Annotated in this window: 16 protein-coding genes, 1 pseudogene and 1 riboswitch; of the genes and pseudogenes, 10 read left to right on the forward strand and 7 right to left on the reverse strand. The window is 46.9% G+C overall.

The features are described 5' to 3' along the window. Nucleotides 1–60: 60 nt before the first annotated feature. The 3 genes from J7E85_RS32895 to J7E85_RS32905 all read right to left on the reverse strand — a co-directional run bounded on the left by J7E85_RS32895 (nucleotide 61) and on the right by J7E85_RS32905 (nucleotide 10,393). Nucleotides 61–3,495 carry an S-layer homology domain-containing protein gene (locus tag J7E85_RS32895; RefSeq protein WP_215164162.1) on the reverse strand — a complete coding sequence of 1,145 codons (3,435 nt, stop codon included), beginning with the start codon at nucleotides 3,493–3,495 and terminating at the stop codon, nucleotides 61–63. A 190-nt stretch (nucleotides 3,496–3,685) separates the two neighbouring features. Beyond that, nucleotides 3,686–5,083, reverse strand: a complete 1,398-nt coding sequence (locus J7E85_RS32900) for an alpha/beta hydrolase family protein (RefSeq protein WP_251036224.1) — start codon at nucleotides 5,081–5,083, stop codon at nucleotides 3,686–3,688. A gap of 330 nt (nucleotides 5,084–5,413) precedes the next feature. After that, entirely contained in the window at nucleotides 5,414–10,393 is a 4,980-nt protein-coding gene (locus J7E85_RS32905; protein WP_215164163.1) for an isopeptide-forming domain-containing fimbrial protein, read from the reverse strand. Nucleotides 10,394–10,947: 554 nt separating this feature from the next. On the opposite strand from J7E85_RS32905, the gene J7E85_RS32910 reads away from it, so the two are divergent. Beyond that, a complete protein-coding gene (locus J7E85_RS32910) occupies nucleotides 10,948–11,196 on the forward strand; it encodes a hypothetical protein (RefSeq protein WP_215164164.1) in 249 nt (82 codons plus the stop codon). Between the two features lie 117 nt (nucleotides 11,197–11,313). Then, the gene (locus tag J7E85_RS32915; RefSeq protein ID WP_215164165.1) at nucleotides 11,314–11,937 is read left to right on the forward strand and encodes a class D sortase; all 624 of its coding nucleotides are present in this window, start codon (nucleotides 11,314–11,316) and stop codon (nucleotides 11,935–11,937) included. A gap of 197 nt (nucleotides 11,938–12,134) precedes the next feature. Here the strand turns inward: J7E85_RS32915 and J7E85_RS32920 are convergent, their stop codons facing one another. The 3 genes from J7E85_RS32920 to J7E85_RS32930 are packed head-to-tail and all read right to left on the reverse strand — an operon-like array spanning nucleotide 12,135 to nucleotide 15,014. After that, a complete protein-coding gene (locus J7E85_RS32920) occupies nucleotides 12,135–12,740 on the reverse strand; it encodes a response regulator transcription factor (protein WP_215164166.1) in 606 nt (201 codons plus the stop codon). Beyond that, on the reverse strand, nucleotides 12,737–13,858 hold the full coding sequence (locus J7E85_RS32925) for a sensor histidine kinase (protein WP_215164167.1): 1,122 nt from the start codon (nucleotides 13,856–13,858) through the stop codon (nucleotides 12,737–12,739). The genes J7E85_RS32920 and J7E85_RS32925 overlap by 4 nt, the downstream gene beginning before the upstream one ends. A gap of 19 nt (nucleotides 13,859–13,877) precedes the next feature. Beyond that, nucleotides 13,878–15,014, reverse strand: a complete 1,137-nt coding sequence (locus J7E85_RS32930) for a DUF418 domain-containing protein (protein ID WP_215164168.1) — start codon at nucleotides 15,012–15,014, stop codon at nucleotides 13,878–13,880. A 272-nt stretch (nucleotides 15,015–15,286) separates the two neighbouring features. Between J7E85_RS32930 and J7E85_RS32935 the strand changes: the two genes are divergently transcribed. The 7 genes from J7E85_RS32935 to J7E85_RS32965 all read left to right on the forward strand — a co-directional run bounded on the left by J7E85_RS32935 (nucleotide 15,287) and on the right by J7E85_RS32965 (nucleotide 23,203). After that, nucleotides 15,287–16,018 carry a hypothetical protein gene (locus J7E85_RS32935; protein WP_215164169.1) on the forward strand — a complete coding sequence of 244 codons (732 nt, stop codon included), beginning with the start codon at nucleotides 15,287–15,289 and terminating at the stop codon, nucleotides 16,016–16,018. A 211-nt stretch (nucleotides 16,019–16,229) separates the two neighbouring features. Then, nucleotides 16,230–16,324, forward strand: a riboswitch (cyclic di-GMP riboswitch). A gap of 572 nt (nucleotides 16,325–16,896) precedes the next feature. After that, a complete protein-coding gene (locus tag J7E85_RS32940; RefSeq protein ID WP_215164170.1) occupies nucleotides 16,897–18,387 on the forward strand; it encodes an FAD/NAD(P)-binding protein in 1,491 nt (496 codons plus the stop codon). An 80-nt stretch (nucleotides 18,388–18,467) separates the two neighbouring features. After that, nucleotides 18,468–20,033 (forward strand): AMP-binding protein, encoded by a 1,566-nt coding sequence (locus J7E85_RS32945; RefSeq protein ID WP_215164171.1) that lies wholly within the window; start codon nucleotides 18,468–18,470, stop codon nucleotides 20,031–20,033. Nucleotides 20,034–20,048: 15 nt separating this feature from the next. Next, nucleotides 20,049–20,303 carry an acyl carrier protein gene (locus J7E85_RS32950; protein ID WP_215164172.1) on the forward strand — a complete coding sequence of 85 codons (255 nt, stop codon included), beginning with the start codon at nucleotides 20,049–20,051 and terminating at the stop codon, nucleotides 20,301–20,303. Between the two features lie 20 nt (nucleotides 20,304–20,323). Further along, on the forward strand, nucleotides 20,324–21,490 hold the full coding sequence (locus J7E85_RS32955; RefSeq protein WP_215164173.1) for a cytochrome P450: 1,167 nt from the start codon (nucleotides 20,324–20,326) through the stop codon (nucleotides 21,488–21,490). 42 nt (nucleotides 21,491–21,532) lie between these two features. Further along, the gene (locus J7E85_RS32960; protein WP_215164174.1) at nucleotides 21,533–22,231 is read left to right on the forward strand and encodes a thioesterase II family protein; all 699 of its coding nucleotides are present in this window, start codon (nucleotides 21,533–21,535) and stop codon (nucleotides 22,229–22,231) included. Between the two features lie 21 nt (nucleotides 22,232–22,252). Then, nucleotides 22,253–23,203 (forward strand): hypothetical protein, encoded by a 951-nt coding sequence (locus tag J7E85_RS32965; RefSeq protein WP_215164175.1) that lies wholly within the window; start codon nucleotides 22,253–22,255, stop codon nucleotides 23,201–23,203. Nucleotides 23,204–23,220: 17 nt separating this feature from the next. Here J7E85_RS32965 and J7E85_RS32970 read toward each other — a convergent pair whose 3' ends face one another. Then, nucleotides 23,221–23,415 carry a hypothetical protein gene (locus J7E85_RS32970; protein WP_215164176.1) on the reverse strand — a complete coding sequence of 65 codons (195 nt, stop codon included), beginning with the start codon at nucleotides 23,413–23,415 and terminating at the stop codon, nucleotides 23,221–23,223. Here J7E85_RS32970 and J7E85_RS32975 point away from each other — a divergent pair. Continuing rightward, a pseudogene (locus tag J7E85_RS32975) lies at nucleotides 23,327–23,667 on the forward strand (cytoplasmic protein); the annotation flags it as partial. The gene J7E85_RS32970 and the pseudogene J7E85_RS32975 overlap by 89 nt on opposite strands. Between the last annotated feature and the right edge of the window lie 220 nt (nucleotides 23,668–23,887).

Genomic DNA, 23,887 nt, shown 5'->3' on the forward strand with positions numbered 1-23,887 from the left:
CCGCAAGCGATCACTTTTTCCAAAGTGCCTCTTGCGGGTCATTGACTCATATTTATTGATTTAATCGATTAAATTCGTAACTTGCAGCAGACGCTGCATCAAGGCTACCGTTTCAGCCCGCGTCATCGAGGATTTCGGAGTCAATCCCTTATCTCCGCTTCCTTGGACAATATCTGCTGACAGCAGGGTTGCCACGGAAGGTTTGGCCCATCTTGCTACTTGGGACGCATCTTCGTACCCTGCAAGCAGTCTGCTAATTTCCGTTTCGCTAATCGCATGGCCTGGCTTGATTAATTGATAACCTCGAGCGATCATCGCCATTCCTTCTTCTCTTGTAATCGTCTGGTTGCCTCGGAACGCGCCGTCGTTATAACCCAACACGATACCGAATTCACTTCCAATCGAAATAGCATTGTGGTACCAGGCTGTTGCTGATACGTCATCAAATGTTGTTTTTGGCTCTTCCTGACGCATCAGTCCAAGACCCAATACAACAATCTCCGCAAATTCAGCCCGGGTCACATTTCGATTCGGAGCGAAGATGTTGCCGCCATTTCCTTTCAAGTCAAGGCGAGCAGAGATGTTATTCACTTCCGTTTGAGCCCAGTGTGTTCTCACATCATCAAAATCCTGCGGATTCCAGATAACCGAGTACGAACCACTGCTTCGTAAATCATGAATCTGTGCGTAATAACGATCCCCAATCTTTGTAACTACGGTTGGCAGATGATATACCGATCCATCCGGATTGACCACAACGCCTGTCGTAATTCGATTCGGGTCGATGCCTTCTGGCAAAGCGATATATTTCGGAGCATATCCGTTCAATTGCCCGGATCTCACGGTCTTACCATTTTGACTAAAAGTCATATCCAGGTCGACCGGATCAACCAGCAGCTGGTAGCCCGCCGATGTTGCTTTGTTCTTGGCATTGTTTCTCAAAGTCTCCGAGGAGCGTTTAATGTCGATATGAACTGCGATATCGTTGAGTGCCGCATTTCCCAGCTGCCCGGACACTGAATTCAAGTTCAATTGCTTGCTAGGCACCGGATAGATAGCTAACGGATTCCCGATATCAAGGCTTGCTCCCTTATCAGCTAACAAACGAATGTCCGCAGCCGTTAAACCATCAACCTGCATATTTCCATCATTCGGAGATTGAATGGATAGCTTCTGACCTGTTCCATTCGATAATATGTCTCCGAGCTTATCTCTGTTTACCAGTACGGAAGTTTGCTTGTTACCTTCAGAAATGGTTGTCTTCCCTGTGGCAAACCCACCGTTGTTACCGTTCACGGACGTATTCACACCAGGGTCCGCTGGGGGAGGAGTAGTCGCAGGCGGCGTAGAAGGAGGTGTAGAAGGTGTTGTACTGCCTCCGCTGTTGCCTCCATTATTATTATTGTTGTTATTGTCATTGGATCCTCTGGTGATGGTCAGCGTATATTCCGTCACATTTCCCTGGGAATCCGTTACCTTCACAACAATCGTATTGGTGCCGAATGCTAACGGCAATTCATCACTTGCAGAGCCGTTAGGAATTCCTTGCCATGCCCCGCCATTAAGCGAGATTTCGATAGTGGCGTTCGGGTCATAAGTCGCCAGCGTTACGGTTGTATTGTATACATCTTGGGTCACGGAAGCCTGATAATCGGTTACTCCCCCGTTAAAGGCCGGAGAGATCGCAATCGGTGTTCCATCCCCACGCTTTAGCTCGAGACCCGATAGCTGTGATTCGTCTGTTGCGTCTACCGTAACGTTCTTGGTGTCCGTGGACACTTTGCCATGTTTCTCTGCCGTTACATTGACTGTGTATTTACCGTCCGTTAAATCAGCGGACGGAGTGAAGCTCCAATTTCCATTACTGTCGACTTCCACTTCGCGGCGCTCAACTACCTTGCCGCTCTCATCTTTCAACTCAACGATGACCTTTGCATCCTTGTCCGCGATACCTTTGAATTCCGGTTTGGCCACGTTGACTTTTTCACCGCTTGGCTCAGTGATCTGTACATTCGGTTTTGTGGTATCTACTGTCACATTTTTCTTTTCCGTGCTTGTCTTGCCGTCTTTTTCAGCAGTCACTTCAACCACATAGTCGCCATCAGGCAGCTCTTGGTCAGGTGCAAAACTCCATGTACCATCCGGATTCATTTGGACCTGAGGAGTACCGATAAGGGTGCCGTCTTTATCATAAACAGCTGCGGTGACGGTTGCACCTTTTACGGCCGCACCCTTAAACTCAGGCTTGGACACATATACGGTATCGCCGCTCGGCTCCGTGATTGTAACCCGGGGCTTCAGCTGCTCTTGCGCATCTTTCAGCGCTTCCAGGGCTGTGTCTACTTCGCCTTGGGTTTTACTGCGATTTTCAATGACCGTATTGGCAGCTTCCAAAGCTTTTTCAAATTCACGCCATTCGGTCTCAGCATAGTCCTCTTCTTTTAATTGATCTGCTACCGCTTTGGCTTTTGTAAGCTCGGTAACATTGACAAAAGAAAGGGTCTTCTCAGCACTGATCTGAACATCGTTGTCGCCTGGCATGCCGCCGTACTCAACAATGTATCCCACAACCGATGGATTGGTTGGAGAGTAATCATTCCATTTCCCTGGTCTATCATCGGGTCCAAAAATATGGGCAACGAATTCTGTTCCACCATAGTCATTTGGCTCGCCACTATCCCAGTTGGTATACAAAAGATCTTTTCCGCTGCCTGTATAGCCTTGATAGAATTGCGTACCTTGCCCGCCATTATCCAAGCCTTCCGGCCCCGTTACCCAGCGCCAGTCACCTGTTTTTTTAGGTGTATTCGCATCCCGCTCAATATCTTTTGCACCAATCCAACCGATACCTAATGTCTTTTCCTGTACAAAGGTATTTTCTTTTAGACTTGTAATCGTAACGAGGTACCCTTTACGTCCGAAATATTCACTGTTCTTAGCCTCGGCCTCGCTCCTCGCATTATCCCAAGTAATTGAGTTTCCTTTGCCTTTATCAACATATTTATAAAAATGGCCGTTAGCTTCATAAGGAAGGGCATCACCGAGCGTAAACTTGATGATTCTGTCAGATGTTACATTGGAGATTGTCGAGAATTTGACATTGGACAATGCCTCCGTATAGCCTTCAAAAGAAGTAGTGCCTGTTAACGTCAAGATCCCATTATCAGAATTATAGGCTCCTTTTATTACTCCTGCTTCTTCAAAATCCAATTGGTCGCCGTCTTGGAGATTCTCAATAACCACCGTAGCGGCTTTCAAGTCCTGCGTGTACGTCGAGTCATAAACCGTAATTGCCGGATCTATAACTACTTTCAATGGTTTCGTTGTATTTTCAATATAATTGTAGCTGGTGATTTCACTTGATGTGGTGATTAAAGCCTCCTGCGGTTCAGCAGCGCTAACTACATTCGGAGCTAATCCTGCCGGTAAACCGCCAATGATCAGGATACTGCTCAGGAATAACGCTACCTGTTTTTTCTTAAAAAGCTTGATCAATTTCCCCATCCTCTCATTTTATGATTTCTAACCTATTAAAGGAATTAGCAGTCTTTTCTTGGGTTGTTATTTTTCCTCCATATGGTAGGGTTGAATTTGATGGAGATTGTATCATGATAATCTCTACAAGAACTCTACATTGCCCATAAAGAAACGCCCTCCGTTATACGAAGAGCGTTTCTCTTTCAATCTAATCTCCTTGAAAAACCGAGTTCGGATATTTTACTTCCGGATAGTCCTCAGTGGGACCGGCCAGAAGCTTACTCTCGATTCCGCGCAGATGCTGGTTGAAAAACTCCAAAACATAGCGGTTCACGATCTCCGCGCCCCTTGCTCCATTAATGCTTCCCATCATGCCGGTTAGTCCGATAAGGGGAGAGTACAGCTGAAGATCGGTGAAATTGTAGTGTCCGGCTCCTTCGATATAAATGGTCCGTCCTTGTCTTTGTTGCGATAGACGGTCCATCAGCTTCAGTTCCAATTCCCGATTCGCTAGAATGGTGTCGAATTGTTCTCGCGTTAATCGGAGCTCCTTGAGCTCAGCATCTGTGGCTGGGGTTTTGCGGTATTTCGCCTGCTGCTCGTTCACATTCATAAAATCTTCGGATTCCATGAACATAAACGGTTTCTTCATGTCGTCCCGATCCTTCGTGATGAACAACGTGCCATCCATATTCACGCCGGCCTTGATTCGAGGGTTGGAATATACAGCTTCAAAAGCTGCTGCTCCACCGAAGGAATGACCCAACATGCCGATGTTGTCCATATCCAGCATTCCTTCGAATTTGCTGGCGATAGCGCCTGAATGCAGCTTCTCTAACTGACCCACAATAAATGCTGTATCCTTGTTCCACACATCTAAAATGGCGCGGCTGTCCTCAAATAATCGCTCTTGAGACTGCTCCGTAAGGAAACCGGTCACGCGCCCGTCCGGAAATGCGGTCATAACGGTACTGTAAGTATGATCGACGGCGAATACGATATAGCCGTGGCTGGCAAGATGTTCAGCCTGCGAAGTATGTAAAATTCTGCCAACCCCCATGCCGTGTGACAGCAGCACCACTGGATACGGATTGTCCGCGGGATGCAGATCGGCATTGATAGATGCATTGGCCCGGCTGTATTTCCAGTAGTCGAGGGCAGGAGCGGGAAGGCCCAGATATCCGGAATAAGCTTGCATATAGGCTTGGAAGAGCTCTCTGTCCTTAGGGAACACCGCATTTTTCTCGGCGCTCCGGCCAGATTCCGCAGCAGGGTACCATACCTGAACGATAAGCTCTCGCTTGTCGTCCTTCTGCTCGGTAAACGTTTCTTCCCGGTCGGCATCGATAAAATGGAACGTTTCCGTCCCCACACTGAACTCGCCTGAAGGCTTAGGTAAATGGAAGACGGGCAGCAGCACCGATAAGGCAACCGATACGCTCAGCAAAACAACGGATAGAGCCAATATCGTGTAACGCAGCGGTTTCCCGACTTTTCTGCGTCTGAGTAAGACAAAGGCGAGGAGCAAAGCGGCGACGATATAGGCCGGAATCATCTGCCACCTATACCCCTCAAACAGCAGCTGCGCGGCCAACAGTAACCGCAAGCGATGCTGGCTATAGCACCAACCTTCAGGTTGATTATGTTACGGAACAGTAAGACCATCAGCACCAAAACGGAGGATGCCACCAACAACATTTCCAATACTCGCATACGTTCTCTCCCTTGTTGCTCCAATTTCTTTTATCGTAACGGATCAAGGTTAAAACGAACGGGCAGTTCCGTTTAAAAATCGTTTAAATATGGTGTTGCTGCTCCGCTTATAAGTATTGAGGAGGGGAGAGCGGTGACAGATCAGAATGGTGGGCTAACAAGAGACAGGGAAATATAAAACTACCCCCCAAGTAGGTTCACTTGGGGGGCAGCTGTTGTTATGCTATACTTTTCTTCTTCTCAACAAAAGCAATCCTGCAAGCAGGACGAAGCATCCCGCTAACATATAACTATACATATTCGTAGCCGTATTCGGTAATTTAGGCCCATTCTCCGTTGCTTCCGGTTTTCCGGATTCAGCCGGATCTCGTGGATTCGAATCCGATACACCCAATGTTGAATCGTTATGATCGTCCGGTGTTTGTGCCCCGGTGTTCGAATCCCCGTCGGAGTCTCCATTCGAGTCTTCATTCTGGTTCCCGTTAGAATCTTCATCCGAGTCTTCGTTCGAATTTCCGTTCGGGTCTTCATTCGAATCTCCGTCTGAATCTCCCGTTCCACCCGGATTCGGACTGTTACCATCATTGTTCTCGTTGTCCGTCACTTCGATGACATTCGATGGCTTCTCCGGACTTGTCACATTATCACCTGTGATTTCACCAATGTTCTCGATCGATTTACCGGCTTGTCCCGCCTTGACGGTTGCCTTGAACTCGATCGTATGCCATTCGGTATCTGTAATCCGTCCAAAGTTCCCGCTGACTTTGCCGCCAACATATTGGCCTTTGTCGCCATCTGTGTTGTCGGTAACGGAGACGCCGTCTACCTTCAGGCTGTCTGCTACATACGCCAGCCCTTCCGGAAGGATGTCAGCAATTACGAGGTTCGATATATGGCTGCCGGCAACGGTATTGCGTGCGGAGATCGTATACTCCATCGTATCGCCGACCGCGATGCTTCCGCCATTGATATCCTTCGACGTTTTTCGTGACTCGATGACAGGTGAAGGCGGAGTCGGTGGTGTTACAGGTGGTGTGACTGGTGGATCTGGATCTACCGGTGGGTCCACGGGTGGTGTGACTGGTGGATCAACCGGTGGGTCCACCGGCGGTGTGCCGCCGTCCACAACCACAATCTCTTCCGTTGGCCGGCTCGGCTCGTCGATGTTGTCGCCGGTAATTTCGCCAGTATTTCGGATCGATTGACCAGCGCTGGCTACGATCTTCACCCGGAACTCCAGCGTATGCCATTTTGTATCCTTCACATCTCCGAAGTGACCGACAACCTGACCTGAGTCATAATGGCCTTTATCAGCGTCTTTGTCATCGGAGACCGAGACGCCATCCACCTTCAAGCTGCCCGGAATATATTCCAAGCCTGCCGGTAGCGTATCGGATATCACCAAGTTGGCCATATACGTATCGGCTATTACCGTTCTTGTCCGTATCGAATAGGTAGCGGTATCGCCGACTTCAAACGTATCCTTGCCCGCTTCGAGGTTCGTTGCGGACTTCTCCGATACGATGACCGGTTTACGCGGATAGATTTTGATTTCTTTTTCCGGACTACTTGGTTCGTCGAAATTGTCACCGCTAACCGATGCAATATTTCGAATATCTTTGCCGGCTTGTCCGGTTTGGATCGTCGCATGGAATTTTAGCTCATGCCATTCCATATCCCAGATGTCGCCAAATCCGCCGTAAACAGAGCCGGTTACATAATGACCTTTATCGTCGCCTTCCTCATCGGTGACGGATTCGCCGTCTACTGTTAAGGTACCCGGTACAAATTCCAGTCCCGCCGGCAAGGTATCCGTAATCTTCAAATTCGATATATACGTATCGCTCGTCACCGTTTTTGTCCGAATCGTGTAAGCAACCGTATCACCGACCTCAAATGTGGTCTTACCCGCATCCAGGTTTTCTGCGATCTTTTCCGATTCCAGAACCGGATGGCGTGGATAGACCTTAACTTCTTCCTCGGCTTGGCTCGGCGTGTTGACATTCTCGCCGCCAGAGACAGCGATATTGCGAATATTTTTGCCGGCTTGTCCAGACTCGATGATCGCATCGAATTCAAGCGTGTGCCAAGCCGTATCCGTGATATCCCCGAATAATCCGATTACCTGGCCGTCGGTAAATAAACCGCCGTCATCATCTCCTTCGGCATCCGTTACTGAAGAGCCGTCTACCTTCATGCTGCCCGGTACATATTGCAGTCCAGCAGGTATATCGTCTGAGATAACAAGACTGCTGACGAAGCTGTTATCGACCGTATTCCGTGCTTGAATTGTGTACCGAAGCGTATCTCCCACTTCAGGATGATCGGCATCCGTGTTTCCGGCGGCCTTCGTTTGAAGGATTGCCGTCTTGTTGGACTCTAGAACAGGAGGATTGAAACGGACCGGTGTTGTGGTTTCGTTCGATTCCTTTTGTTCCGTATTTCCTGTCAATAAGTTTTCGTAGCTGATTTGAGCTTTGTTTTTAATTTCTTGACTCCCGGCGTTTGGTAAAACCGTTACTTTAAATTGCACGGTCACGCCGTTTGCCAATTGGTTCGTATTTGCCAGGTTTCCTAACTGAATGCTGACCTTGCTGCCGTCGAAGTAACCTCCATCGGTATCGTCTGCATCCGTCAGGTCCTTGGTGGTCGAGCCTTGGATTAATTTCATCGAACCCGGAACATATTCCGTTCCTACCGGAATCAGATCCGTCACGCTTGCATCGGCGGCGATGTCTCCGCCTTCGTTCTTGATCTGAATCTCATAGGTTACTTCATCACCGGCATTTACTTCCTGTGGAGATGCGGTCTTGTTGGCCGTCACACATGGCGTCGTTCCAAGGAAGATGTCATCGATGAAGTTGCCTGCTCCTATGTTTCCGCCAGCTGTACTTACGGCCTCAAAACCGAAGCGGGTTACCGTTTGTCCTGCCGGGACCGTGTAAGTGCCCGTATAGGTTCCCCAAGCCGCGTTTCCATCCGTGATTTGTTGTTGAACTTTGGTATCGTAAGGGTTAGCCGTTGCCGCCCCAATACGAAGTTGCATCGTGTCAACCCCTTGCCGGCCCATATGGGATAGACGCCAATAGATGGTTTGTCCAGGTGTTGTCTTTACATCCTGGTACAGCATCCCGTTTTCAAAAGCATTTAATTCTGCCCATTTTCCCCCATCGGGCGGTGCTGGCCAGCTCTTGACATTTGAAGGAGCATTCCGCGCCCAATCCCATAGCTCAATGACTGGCTGACCGGTGGCATTATCCGTGGTCTTCCAACCGGGCACTTCGGATTCATAATAATAGAGTCCTGACCCATTAAAAGCAGTCCCTCTGACAGCGCCTTGCTCAAAACTGCCGTTAATCATCGCTACTGGAGCAGAGCAGACATTGGTTTCGCTACCGATGGACGTGCTCACTTCATTCGTAGGCACTTCTTCCGTTACGTTCTTCAACAGGTTGTCGTATTTGATTAAGGCCTGATTCTTTGTGACAATGCCCCCATATCCGGACAACACCTTCACTTTGAATTGAATAGTTTTCCCTTGCGGCAATTGGGTAACGTTCGGCAAATCACCCAAATCGATCACGATCCTGCCCCGGTTGCTATCATAGTGGGAATCGTCGACTGATTTGCCGTCCACTAAAATGGAGCCAGGAACAAATTCGGTTCCGACGGGAATGTCGTCCTCGAAAATTGCATTTGCTGCAATGTCGCCACCATTGTTCTTAACAGTTACTTCGTACGTTAATTCTTGACCTGCAGATGCCTCTCCCTCAGGGGAAACGGATTTGTCTGCCGTTACGCAAGCTTCTGTGCCTAGGAAAACATCGTCTAATAAATTACCAAGGCGTTGATTTCCACCAGCTGCATCTACGGAGTTAAAGGCAAACCTTGTTGTTGTTTGGCCTGCTGGTACTGCATAGGATCCCGAATAATATTCCCATCCAGTATTTCCAGTACTTATCTGCTGGATTACCGGTAGCTGATCTAATGGAATATCCGCCGAACCTATTTGTACAGCCATTGTATCGACACCCAGAAGCCCCCTATGAGCCAATCGCCAATAAATGGTTTGGCCTGGCGTCGTTTCAACATCTTGATACAATGCCGATACTTGTTCCGCATTTAACTCAGCATATTGATTCCCATGAGGAGGGTTAATCTCCATCCCTGAATAAATAAACTCATTTTTCATAATTTGAATAAATTTATCAGAGGCTGATGTTTTCCAACCTGGAACTTCATGTTCCTGAAAATACTGCCATGCATGTTCAGATCCTGGAGAACCTGTATCCCCTGGCATTCTTGCAGGTGGTTCTTCAAAACTACCATTAATCAACGCTACCGGAGCGGAACATGCATTTGGTGCCCCACTAATTGACGTGCTTACTTCATTCGAAGCCGCTTCTTCCGTTACGTTCTTCAACAGGTTGTCGTATTTGATTAAGGATTGATTCTTCGCTACGGTGCCCCCATAGCCGGACAAAACCTTCACTTTGAATTGAATGGTTTTCCCTTGCGGCAATTGGGTAACGTTCGGCAAGTCGCCCAAATCGATCACGATCATGTTGCTGCTGCTATCATAGTGGGAATCGTCGACCGGTTGGCCGTCCACCAGGATGGAGCCGGGAACAAATTCCGTTCCAGTAGGAATGCTGTCTTCAAAAATTGCGTTTGCCGCGATGTCGCCGCCATTATTTTTGACGGTTACTTCATACGTTAATTCTTGTCCCGCAGATGCCTCACCCTCTGGAGAAACCGTCTTTTCCGTGACTACACAAGGCTCTGTTCCGAGGAAGATGTCGTCTAGGACGTTGCCATGATTTGTTTCTCCAGTAGATGATGAAATGGCTTCGAACCCAAAACGTGTAATGGTCTGACCAGCAGGAACCGTATAGCTACCTGAATAATATTTCCATCCATTTTTATCTGTTTTAATAGTCTCAACGGTAGGCAAGTTTCCTGGTGCAGTGGTGTTTGAGCCAATTTTTACTGCCATTGTATCAGCGCCAAATACACCTCTGTGGGCTAAACGCCAATAAACCGTTTGTCCTGGCGTAGTTTCAACGTCTTGATATAATTGTGCGAATGTTTTGGAATTTAATTCTACAAACTGTTGGCCTTCGGCTGGATCAAATGCCCAATTCAATTGAACATGACCAGGTGGATAATAAGCCCTGGCATCATCCGCTAAGCTCTTGTTCATAACTTCGAGTAAACCAGTAGGATCCGTAGTTTGCCATCCTGGAACAAACGCTTGTTGAACTTCAAACCATGGATAATGAACATATCTTACAAGTCTTGGATCATTAGGTGTATAAAGTGGCTCCTCAAAACTCCCGTTAATTAGTGCTACCGGGGCTTGACACACCGCCGAAGAAAGGGCTGCACCAGTCATAACAGTCGGCACGGCATCATTTGATCGGGTACTTTCGGCTTCTGCAGCCTGTATCGGTACTGACAAAACAGGTTGTAACCCGCCAAGGATAACCAAAAAGATGGAAAATTGAATGAATAACCGTTTAAATATGTTCTTTCTTGCTGCTGAGCGGGTAGAATGCAATCTTGTCTCCCTCCAATCGTTATATTTTTGGATCACCGGAGCTTTAGTGCGATATGCCCATCTCCTGTTTCCGGCACCACTCCTCTTTCCTCCAAAATTATACAAATCTCCGTCAAGTATAAGCTAGCAACCATTTATCGACAATATTCCCTGAGTACCATATATAGCCAGCGGGAAATGGACGTTTGACCCATACCATGATTCGACAAAAAACTACAAATTCTGCTCATAAACCGACCTGTTTTATGGAAGGGCTGGTATCTAAAATTTTAATTAATATTTCGCTGGAATTGCATAGTGACGGAGGATCAGCGGTAGGGCTTTTTGCAAACCCAACAATGGCTCAGAGAAGCGAAAATATAAAACAGAGGGTCTATTTCTACTCAAGGGATATATTACTTTTGGCTTATTGTGGCAGAGGATTATGGTATCACGCTGGATTTTAAGGATAAGAAACAGTAAGATATGATTGTAAAATATAGTTAATCAAAAGACCTTTGTTTCTATTCTTTTAATCCAATGATTACCCATTGATATATTTGGGCGAATGGGAAGGAGAGAATATGCGGAGAATAATAGGAGCATTCTTGCTGCTCGTTGGTGCAACTATCCTGACTTTCGCTGTCATTCAATATGTCGAACATCAGGCAAACTTGAAGGAAGCTATGGTCGAAGCCAATAAGCTGATTCGACAGCCAGACACAAGGGTTGATTCGAATGAACGACGTGCGGATCCTGTATCCTATCGTGATCACCTGATCGACAAGTCCATGTTTGATCCGAAACCGAACGATGTGATTGGAATGCTCGAGATTCCCAAGCTGGAAGCAGAACTTCCGATTATTGAAGGCACGGAGGAGGAGATGCTTGATAGAGGAGTCGGACATTACAGCAGCACCGCATTTCCAATGGAAGATGAGCAAATCCTGCTGTCTGGACATCGGGACACGGTGTTTCGAGATTTCGACAAGTTGTCAGTAGGGGATCGTTTTATTATAAAACTTCCTTATGGTACATTTGAATATGAGATTAGAAGCACGGATATCGTAGATAAAGACGATACAACGGTTATTCGTTCAATGGGAGCCGAGGTATTAGTTGTTTCGACCTGTTATCCGTTTCGCTATTTAGGAAATGCCCCAGAGCGTTATATTTTCTATGCTTACCCGGTTGGTGATTATGGATAGATTGGGACACAGACTGATCACTTCCCTTGCAGGTGCGTACTATTTCTCTACTATACAAAAACAACGCAGCTTATGAGGCTGCGTTGTTTTAGCATCTAAAGACTGAAGTAATAATAGCTGATAAAGACCTCCGACTTATAGCCAAGCGGTGTCTCCTCCTTCAAGTCATAAACAAGCGGCGCTGTGTCCGAGGATGTTTACAGCCATCCTTTATCCTCGGCGATCGCCACGGCCTGCTGCCTGGATTCGGCCGCAAGCTTCTGTATGGCTGAGGAGAGGTAGTTGCGAACAGTTCCTCTCGTCAGGAACAGGGCTTTGCTGATCTCTCCGGTGGTCATGCCTTCCTTGGTTAAGCGAAGCATTTCGATTTCCCGTTCGCTGAGCGGGTTCTCTTCCTTCATGAAGAGCGCGGCCGCCAGATCAGTGCTCACAACCCGCTCGCCCTTCATGACCCGCCGGATGGCTTCGATCAAGAAATCGATCGGCTCGTCCTTTAACAGATAGCCCTCCACCTGTGCATCCATCGCTTTTTGCAAATAACCCGGGCGCGCGAAGGTCGTCACGATCATGATTTTACAGGGCAGGCCTGCTTGACGTATGGACTCGGCCAATTCCAGGCCGCTGATATGAGGCATCTCGATGTCGAGCAGGCACACGTTCGGCTGATGCTGCCGGATCGCCTCCCAGGCTCGCTGCCCGTCGGGCACCTCGGCCACCACCTCGATGTCATCTTCGAAATTAAGCAATGAGGCGAATGCGCCGCGAAGCATTTTCTGATCTTCCGCAATAACGATTCGAATCATGAAGCGTCCTCCTTTTCATGCCGGCGAAGCGGGAGGTCCAAGGATACCCTGGTGCCTCCCTCAGGCGACGGGGCGATGGTGAAAGAGCCGCTCAGCGTCTTCATCCGCTCCATGATCGACGGGATGCCGTTTCCGTCGCTGTTCCCCGCCAGCCCCACGCCATCATCCGCGATAAGGATTCCGAAGGCATGGTCCTTCGTTTCCAGCCTAATGGTGCACCGCTTGGCCTGGCTATGCTTGATGATATTGGTCATGGCTTCCCGGACGCAGAGCGCAAGCATCGTTTCCTCCACGCTGGATAACAGCGGGGGCTTCTCCGGATTCTCGATACTCAGCGAAATTCCCGCCGTATGCAGCAGCTTGGCCGCATGCTCCAGCTCGCTTGCCAGAGAGATGAACTTCATATCGGATACCAGCTCCCTCACTTGCTTCAGGGCGGTTCGGGTGGTATCCAGAATCTCGCTTAGCTCTCGCTTGGCTTGGACAGCATCCTTATCCACCCATTTCTTCGCCAGCTCGCTCTTCATTTTGATCATCATGAGGGTCTGTCCCAAGGTATCGTGGAGATCCCTAGCGATTCGCTGTCGCTCCTCCTGCTGGATATACTTTGCGATCTGCTCGTTGGCTTCATCCAGCTCCCCCTGCAGGCTTTTTGCTTTCTCCTTAATGTAGATGACGATCGGATATACCGACTGAATGATCATGACCGGAAGATAAATGGCATTGGACGTTTCGAGCAGCGGTTCCTTTCGGAAAACGAACACGAGCAGGAACGATAGGGCAATGGCTGCACAGCCGATGGCGATATGCACCTTGGACTTGGACCGGCCCAGCAAGTCGGCAAAAATGATCCCGAACAGCATGGTGCTCGGCCCCGTATACACCCCGAGTACGCCTACCGCGAACAGGCCCGTCAGCACGGCAGCCAGTAGCCAGCCGCCCCGGCGCCACAGCGCGATATAGAACGAAACGAGGAACAGCAGGAGCAGCAAGAGGCTGCCCCACAGTCCCAGCGCCGTATCCGAACGAAATACCTGGTAGCATAAGAATACGGTCAGTACAATATCGATGAGCAAATAACTTTTGATCTGATCCCTCGGATACAACTTATAGAACATATCAAGCCCCCAATTTCGGCTATCTTGATTCGAAGAAACCTACCGCCTGTTTGCGGACGGTCTCCATGGGTCCCAGCTTAAAGCCGCGGAGCCATAGGGACGCCATGCCCAGCAGAAATGCGGAGATCACCAGCCAGATGGCGATAATGGCCGCTGAATTCAGCTTGCCGGCAAGCCCCAAGCCCCAGCCGTAAAAAACAGCGGATGCGATGATGTTCTGGAGCACATAACAGCTTAGCGACATTTTTCCGACATTCTCCAGACGGCGCCATAGCCATTCCCATTTCGTATATTGTATCATTCTCGCAATGATTGCTATATACCCCATGGACATCAGCGGGGCGAATAAATAGCGCACCGGTAGATCGAAAGCGCCGCCGGGGATTAAAATGAGCAAGTTGAGCGGCACACCGACATATATCCCAAGCTTGAATAGTGTTCTCCGCAGCTTTTTGCCGTTCTCATCCGGGGAGAACACCCCTGCCCGCATAAAGCGAACCCCTAGCAGGAACAGAAATATATTTGTCGGAATCACGAGGATGGCTTCCATTCGTAGTGGAAGGAAGTTCGCCAGCCGATATTGGACTTGCTCCATCCAAGCGCCTTCCTGATAAAGAGCAACGACATCATGAAAACTGCCCAGCGATACCTTTGCGCCGCTCGCCAGCATCAGCCCCGCAAGGGTTAGGATCGCGATGGCGAAGACGCTGCCGATTACGTTCATCGTGCGGGCGATGAGCCGGTCGCCGCCCTTTACGATAAAGGCCGCAATGATGGCGGTAACTCCATAGCTCATTAAGATGTCATACTCCATGACCAGTATAAAATGCAGCAGGCCTTCAAGGATCAAAAACAGGACCGCCCACAAATAAACGCCCGGCCACGGCTTTCCCTTGCGCTTGGCCTGCCTATACTTCATTTCCAGACCTACGCCAAACATGATTGTCAGCAGTCCTAGCAGCTTCCCGTTCACCAGGAATAAGACGATCATGCGAAGTAAGTCATTCGCTCCCCACCAACCGGAATGATCAAAGGTTGTAATGTAGCTGAGGTCTCCCGCATGCGCGAAGATCCAAATATTCGTCCCGAGCGTCCCCAGGATCGCGAAGCCCCGCAAAATGTCCAGCAGGCGGATTCTGTCTTTTCGTTGTTCCATCTCCGATTCCCTCTTTCATCTTAGGTTCTCTTGTAGTTTCATTGTAGAATCGATCCGTTTGACGCAACATTCACACCTGTAAAGAGATCCTTATGACACGTGTCATAAATGTGGGAAAGGGAATCGGGCGAGCGGAAAAGGGGATATCGTCACCATTTGAAAATTGTGGAATAATAGGAGAAGCCGTTGCTTCCGCACCCAATAAGCTTAGGACCATGCCAATCGAGGTTCATTAGCGGAAGGAAATCTGCTCGAAAATAGGAGGAGTGATCATGTACATCGTATCTGAACCCAAGCTACTGTCTGATGGCCAAAATCACGAGCTTGCGGAGAATAACGCTGTTTATCCACCGGGCTACGTCCGGTTTTTGCAGCGATTCGGTGAAGGGACTTACAGAGGGTGGATGAATGTCCAACTGCCGGATATGGAGGTGCTTCATCCTTTTGCCGAGTACGGGTTATGGGAGCACGATGAAGACAGCCCGATTACCGAGCAGCAGATTGCAGAGTGTATCGCTATAGGTACAACGGTGGACGGTGATTTTTTGGCCGTGCATCCCCAGGCGGGCGATCTGCTGTGGTTGCCCCGGCATGAGGAGCGTATAAAGACGATTTCGCTGCAGGCAGGGGAGAAGGACGATGAAGGCCTGTACGCGGAAGTGCTGGACGAAATATATCGTCAGGTGTATGGGTGCAGCCAAGAGGAAGCCGTTTATTATGAAACGTGGACGGGTACACGGAGCCATCTCTTCTTACGCTTGCCTCCAGGGCAGGATGGGCTGTCATTGCCTGAGCTGGCCGGAATGTGTGAAGCGGCTTTTCCTTCCGATTTGTCTATTGAAACGCCCTATGTTTGCTATTTGTTCTACCGGGAACTGGGCGGATATGTACGATTCAATTATGCATATCAGCAAGAGGTAGCCATCTTCTATGAACAGGATGCACAGGAGGCATATGCCGTTATGGAAGAGTGGCTATTGTCAAATGGGTGTGAACGATTCTGAAAAGATAAGTGGTATTCAGAGCTTTAGAGGTAGATTTTAAGACTGTACTTGGTTTCCATAATATGGGCCTAATGGCATAAGCCGCATAGTAAAATAATCCAATACCTCACAGAAATTTGTAACAAATGGCCTATCGATTTTCATAGAAAGGCACTGTATATTTTTAGTAGATCGACAAATCATTACACAATCATCGACAATTGAATATTTCGTACGACAATAGCAAACCCACTGAAAAGTGGCGACGCAAAGCTATAGGGGCTAATGCGGGCCTATCTACGCCCGCGATGCTAGCCAGTTGCCGAATACGACGGAAGCCTCCGTCTATCTTTCTATCTGTATATAGGTCAAGTGGACAGGGGCTTTTTGCGTCTTTTTTTAGACATTTAAAAAGGGGGGAATGTACCAGAAGGCAGCTCGTGTTTAGAAAATATCAATGATAGGGGGAATATTATACCAGGGATTTATGCGTGAACAATAACGGCAATTCGAGACGGAAAACTCTGTCTTATAACGCCTACCGGTAGGATGGAGCTTTTATTTTCATTTTCCATAAAGGGGGTGATGCAGATTGAGAAAACTAGAAGGAGGTGATAAAAAAGAACGGCATCGGCTACTTGAGCTATGATAGATTGCCCAGAGATGGCATTCGGCCTTTCCGAGCAAAGCTCCTCAATTTGATGGACAACTTCCGCTCTGCGGATGTTCACGTTTAAGCCGGATGCCCGAATGTATCATGAGTGATAGATCGTAAGGCCGTGTGTAGCGACTAACTATCGGCTATCCCAATATAGTTACTTAACAAGGAGGTTCGTTATGAACATGTTTGAGCGTAAAAAGGACGTAGATGTCTCCAATACTGCAAGAGGTAATCTCTTATGCGTATTGCACTCGTAGGAGGCGGACCGGCTGCAGTGTGTATGCTGGAATCCCTCATTCACGCTCGTGACGAAATGAATCCTGACATCGTACTAGACGTTACTGTGTTTGATCCATCGCCACACCCGTGGTGCGGTCCAAACTATGCACCCGATATGCCTGAGGCCTTGACCAATATGCACACCAACGACATGTCGGTACGCAATTGGGAGCCAGGGCACGTTGTCAACTGGTTAAAGGCCAACGGCTATGCACACTTTGTTGACACCTTTGCGCCGCGTGAAATCATCGGCCAATATTTGCAGGACTCAGCGGAAAAATCGGCAGCGCGCATGAATGCTTTCCAACACATTCGCGAACGGGCTACCAAAGTGAAGCTCGTCGGTCATTCGGGCGTAGTAGAAACACCTACAGGAAACTACAATTTTGACTACATCGTCTTATGTATGGGCGCTGCAACTTGCTTTGATCCCTATAGACTCAAGGGTGAAGATCATTTTTTTATCACTCCCTACCCCTTAAAAAATACTCTAAGCAGAGTAGGCCCCGACGAACACGTAGGAATTATAGGTTCTGGGCTGACCGCAATAGATTTAACACTGGGTCTAAAGGCAAGCGGCCATCGTGGACCCATTACAATCATGTCACGACGCGGTCAGCTACCAATGGTGCGTCGTCCACCAATTCAGTACAGTGTGCAGTATTTTACGGTAAGAAACATTGAGGATATGGTTGCTGAAAAAGGCAGCATAACTCTAATGGATCTTATAGATCTAGCATGCAAGGAGCTCGACCACGCCGGTGTATCAAGACAGGCACTTATGGATGAAATATTATCCGAACGTTATGGGCTCGATCGACTACGACATCAAATGGCAAGCGTAGATGATGGTGAGATTTGGCATCAGATTTATATAAAAATGCTAGTCGCCGCCATTGAAGACGCGTGGTATTTCCTTAGTATCGACGAAAAGAGATTTTTGGAAAATGATTTCCGTCACATTGCAAACAACCTGTGCTGCCCTATGCCGAGACACAGAGCAACTCAAATTCTTGAACTTGCCGACTCAGGCCAGCTTAATGTTGTACGAGGACTACAGTCAGTTTCCAAAGAAACAAACGGTAAGTTTGTAGCGATTGCCGAGGGGACCTCCCCCATTCACTTGGACAAAGTATTCTCGGCTGCTTCCGGCGAAAGTCGAATCTCTCCGATGGCGGCACCCATCCTGGATGGGTTAGTGCAATCAGGACAAGCACGGCCACATCCTTTAGGAGGACTTGATGTTGAGCGTACCACAAGCAGACTAATTGACGAGCAAAACCGCCCGCAGCCACGGTTATACGCACTAGGCAGCATCGTTGGGGGAGCGTTATATCTCTATAATGCGATCCTTTTCCTTGCACCACGTTCAGTCCACATTGCCAATTCAATCGTCAAACACCACCAAGAGAATAAACAGCCAGTCACCGAGCATGTTATGGCTTTTTAATGCAGGCGTACGCACATACTTAGGCTCAAGGCTTGATTGAAAAGAATTCTCTTTTTTAAGTCCCGAACAGGAGGTAAATTATGCAATGTAGTTCTCTAAGCAAGCCTCGATTTTTTCATGAATATTTTTTGCAGTTCACATCAAAAATGCCTGATCAGATTGCGATTATTTCCAATAATGGGCAGTGGACTTATGCACAATTAGCGCAACAATCCGAAGAATATGCTAAGGCAATGGAGGATATTGGGCTCCCCGTAGGAGAGCGAGTGATCCTTGAATTTGAACCGTGTCCTGAAGCGGTTGCTTTAATGATCGCTTGTTCGATTCAAGGGCTTGTATTCATTCCGGTAAACCCTGATTCACCTCAAGAACGATTAGAATCCATTATTACAAAGACAGAGGCAAAGCTGTACATACAAAAAGAGAGGGTTCGATCCTTCCCCCAGTACCCTCAGTTGATTAACGCGTACTTGAAAGAAAACACAATCATCACGGATTCCGCTTCAAGACCTCAGGACAAACGAAAAAACATGAAGCTGCTAGAAAATAATTTGGTCTATATCATATTTACATCTGGTTCAACCGGCGAGCCAAAAGGGATTATGATGAGCCATGGTGCAGTCTTATCCTTTTTTGAAGGAATTGTTCACTTTTGCGATTTACCAGAACAAACTCGAGTTGGGTCGATCTCTCCGCTGCAATTTGATTTCAGTATTATGGATATGGGTCTTACGTTTGGAAGCGGTGGAACACTGGTTCTTGTCCCGCATTCACTTGTTTATCATCCCAAACGTTTTTTGGATTTTATCGAGCAACAACAGGTATTTCAAATGAATGGCGTACCATCGATATGGAAAAATATCCTTCAATATGCCAGCCAAAATAACGTTGTCAACTCACATCTTAACAGTATTTTATTCGGAGGAGAATTTTTTCCGATTGATGACTTAAGAAGAATACAATCATTATTTGATTTAAAACGATTAATTAATGCTTTTGGGCAATCGGAGTCCATAGCATGCAGTTTTAAAAATATAGAAACTCCGATTGATCAAGGCGTAGAAAATTTATCGGTTGGTTCAGGAATATATAACGCAGAAATGCTGCTCATTGATGAAAAGGGTCATTTAATCGAAGAACCCTATATCACTGGGGAAATCTATTTAAGAGGATCATGTCTATTCTCCGGATATTGGAGGAATGAGGTTTTAACAAAAAAACGACTTGTTCCATCGCCATTATCGCCCGACTCGGGAGAAATTGTCTTTCAATCTGGTGACTTGGCGTATAAAGATGAATCTGGTGAATTTTATTTCATCGGTAGATCGGATCACCAGGTTAAAATTTTAGGCAATCGCATCGAATTAGAAGAGGTGGAACGAAGGCTGCTGTCTCACCCTGACGTCAGTCAGGTATGCATAATCGTACAAGAAGAAAGTAATTCACCACAACTTCATGCATTTGTACAACTTCATGATCATGGTGATCAAACAAAAACGACCCAAAATGACTTAAGAAGACATTGTGCGGAAACACTGCCTTCTTATATGCTGCCAGCGAAGTTTGAGTTTTTTGAAACACTTCCACTGAATGCCAACGGAAAAGTTGATCGTAATGCGCTTAAACGACAACTGCAAACTATATAACGATGAGGTGCTTATATGACAAAACAAGAAGTGTACTTCCGTATAACTGAACATATTAAAAAAACTAGCAAGCTTGAAGAGATTCAAATCAATGAAACCGATAATTTGCTGCAGTTCGGTTATGTTGATTCGCTTACGTTGGTTGATTTGATTAACTTTTTGGAACAATTGGTTGGACACGAAATTAAAATTGAGGAAATGGATATACGTAAATTCTACACCTTGGAGTCGATATACGAAACCTTCTTTCAGGAAATCAAGATTTCTTAAGATTGGAAAGGTGGAGAAAAATGGAGCAATTGAAAAGTCAATTGATAATCGATTATAATTCCGTGCTTTTTCAAAAGAATCCCTGGCCTGTTTATCAACAATTGAGGAATCATGATCCTATTCATTGGTCTGAGCATCACCGAAGTTTTTTTCTAACGAAATATAAGCATATTAAGCAAGTCTTCTTGGATACAGAAAATTTCACAACCGAACATCCTTTTCGCACAACGAGACACTTGTTTGGTCGTACAATCCTTGATACCGATGGAGAAGCACATCGAAATATTCGGCCAATCATAAGCGATCATCTCAGGCCAAAAGCTATTCAAAAAAACAACTTAGATCTCCTTGCAAAGGATGTAGCGAAAAACTTCGTTGATCGAATAACACCTAAGCAATCGTTTGACTTTATAAACGAGTTTGCGTATAAAGTTCCATCGGCAATTATTATGGAGTTTCTTGGACTGCCCGCAAGTGATGCAGACGAAATTTATCGTATCATGCGTCCGATAATCAGAATGATGGATGATCTGGATGAGGATTTCATCGAAGCCGTCAGTGCCAGCAAGGATCTTTATGCCTATGTTGAAAATGCTATACAAAAAGACAGCTCGCGTGGATTCATTGCTCATTTCATGACAGCTTTAGAGAATGGAAAATGGGACAAGGACGAAATGATTCGACACGTTATGCTTATTCTAACCGCAACCGAAACTGGTTCTCGTATGATCGGAAATACTATGGCATTATTGCTTGAACGAAAAGAAGAAATGAAGCTTGCGATGGTGGATAAGGAATATTTAAAAAGCGTCGTTCTAGAAAGCCTCAGATTTGAACCATCTTTGCATTCAGCAATACGTATTAGCAAACGGGATGTTCTATTGGAAGATAAGATGGTTCCCAAAGGCACATTTCTCGTTCTGCTGCTTGGCAGCGCCAATCGTGATGAAGATATTTACGAACATCCGGATCAATGGGATCCTGCTCGCAAGGAAAAAACGAATATGACCTTTTCTATGGGGCCTCATACTTGCTTAGGAGCTAATTTTGGAAAGGTCATGTTGGAAGAGACATTTGGATGTCTATTCAGCCGATTTCATGAGATCGAGCTGGCCCAAGCCGAACCGCCAGTTATACAAGGCAAACAGTTTCGGGGTCCGGAAAAGTTAATGCTTTCGTTTTCCTGAAGGTTCTTAAAATTCTAACATTATAGACTGTGGGTGCCAATCATGTCGGGAAAGTATCAGTTGTTTCTATTCCCCTTCTCGGGTGGATCAGCTTCCTACTATTTAAAATGGAAAGAAAAGTTCGATGGAAGCATTCAGATCTTTCCTATAGATTATCCTGGCAGGGGATATCGAATTAACGAAGAACTAGTTGGCGATATGAAGAGTTTGCTGGATGACTTGTATTGTAAGATAGCGGAGTCCAGAGATCATAACTGCCCATTTGGTTTATTTGGACATAGTATGGGTGCTACCATTGCATATGAATTATTTTTTAGATTTCAGCAGTCAAGTCATGCTGCACCGAGCCACTTGTTTCTTTCGGGCCGATCAGCGCCCGATATGGCTGAGGAGTCGATAAGAAATCGGCACCTGTACGATTCGGAGCAATTAAAACGGGAAGTCCTATCATTCGGTGGCACCGATTCACCTCATTTGCTTGAATTATTTTTACCGATAATAAGAAATGATTTTAAAGTATTAGAGACCTTCAGCGCCCCAAAGAGAGAACCCATTATTAACTGCAAACCAGTCATTTTTATGGGGAAGGAGGATGTCACGACAAGCGGCGATGCTGCCGAATGGGGCAAACACTTTCTGGAACCGTGTAACATATATGAGTTTAATGGAGGGCATTTTTTTATCAACGATTGTTACGAAGATATGATACGAATCATGCAAAGTGAAATCGATAACGCATAGCCAGCGTACCGAATGAAGCCCATGACCGTAATTAAATTCAATCGCTTGGAGGATCAATTGATGACACACCCATTACGTACGCTTACCGAAGAACAAGAGTTGGAAGCGAAGATAAACCCGCTCGTTAAAGAAGTCTATATCTGCGCCCTGGATGAGGTGAAGAAAGCGTACGGCCAGCGCCTGCAAGCCTCGTACCTGCTCGGCAGCTTAGTCCACGGCGGTTTCTCGCCTGGCATCAGCGATATCGACGTGTCCTTTATACTCAAAGGCGACGAAATAACTCCTGCTGACTGGGATACGTTTGACACCATTCGCCAAACGGTGCGGGAGACAACCAAATACGGCAACAAACTCTCGCTTTTTTGGTCAAGCTTAAATATACTAACAACCCGCGTCGCTTCCGGAGCTGTGCCGACCTGGACTAGAGAAAACGGCGTCTTTCCGCCGTATGACGTGCTCGACCTGATCCAGAATGGCTTGTTTCTCGACGGCGAAGACGTGCGCGACCGCTTAAAGCGCCCCACGGTGGACGATCTCTATGTTAACAATGTCGAGTTCTTGCTGAGTATCCTGCCTACCGAGGAAAAACAGCGGTCAATCATGGACAAATCCTATTATTCCCAGCTTGACGATCGTGATACTTCCAAGCTCATTTTATTGCCTTCCCGCCTGCAATACACACTATTCACTGGTAAGGTAGGTAACAACGAAGATGCCGCTTTGCATTATATGGACAACCTGCCTAAAGAGGCACGAGAAGCAATCACCGCCTTGGTTGACCACTCCCTACGCCTGCGGGACGGCAAGCCGCGAGACACAACCCTTTTAACCGAGCATTTTCCCGCCATTCGCAAAATGTACCAGCGCCTGATCGAGCTGCATATACGGAAGATGGATGAACTCGGCCGTCAGGACTATGCTGACCGTCTTAAGGAATGGCACGATAACTGTATACCCAGACTGTTAAATTAATATTAAGTACTTACCCTTTAAGCGATTGCCGGACTTACGGCAGTCGTTTTTTTATATTCGAATAAAGCTTGAAAATGTTCCTGTTCTCCAAAGTTGTAATACTTTCGCCCTGTTGGCCGGCTGCCTTCGACGGTGGTCAATAAAATCGATGTCGCCGCAGATACGCAGATCGCCATTCCCGTCATCTTGGATTTGGTGGAACGTACGGTCATCTGGACCGATCTGTCCCTAACGAGACATCCTCACTATTACAATAATGTAGAGGGGAATCAAAAAGGATGGTTTTGATGGGCAAAGCCATGACAACCCTGCGGAAACCCGACCTCTACGATTTATTCATGCTGCATGCCAAAGCAAGAGGAGAGACGGTAGATACGGCGGAACAGGCGGATACAATCTTTTCGGTGGAAGATGGGGTTACCCCAGTCGATATCGAGCAGATTATGGCGGAATATGTTGTTTGATCAGAGTTAATTGAGATTAATAGAAGGGGGAGCAGCTTATCACTGCTCCTTATTTTAGGTAGGAGAGTGAAGCAGTATCAAAATTTTTCTATTAATCCTATATGGCTATCTGTGAATAGACTATTTGTAAAAATTTGTGATAGCATAAATTAAAAAAGGATTGAAGGATCATCATTTATAAAGCGGCTCTTTATATTTTACTATATAGGCTGAACTTAAG

This window comes from Paenibacillus sp. ISL-20, from assembly GCF_018613005.1.
Lineage (GTDB): Bacteria > Bacillota > Bacilli > Paenibacillales > Paenibacillaceae > Paenibacillus_AQ.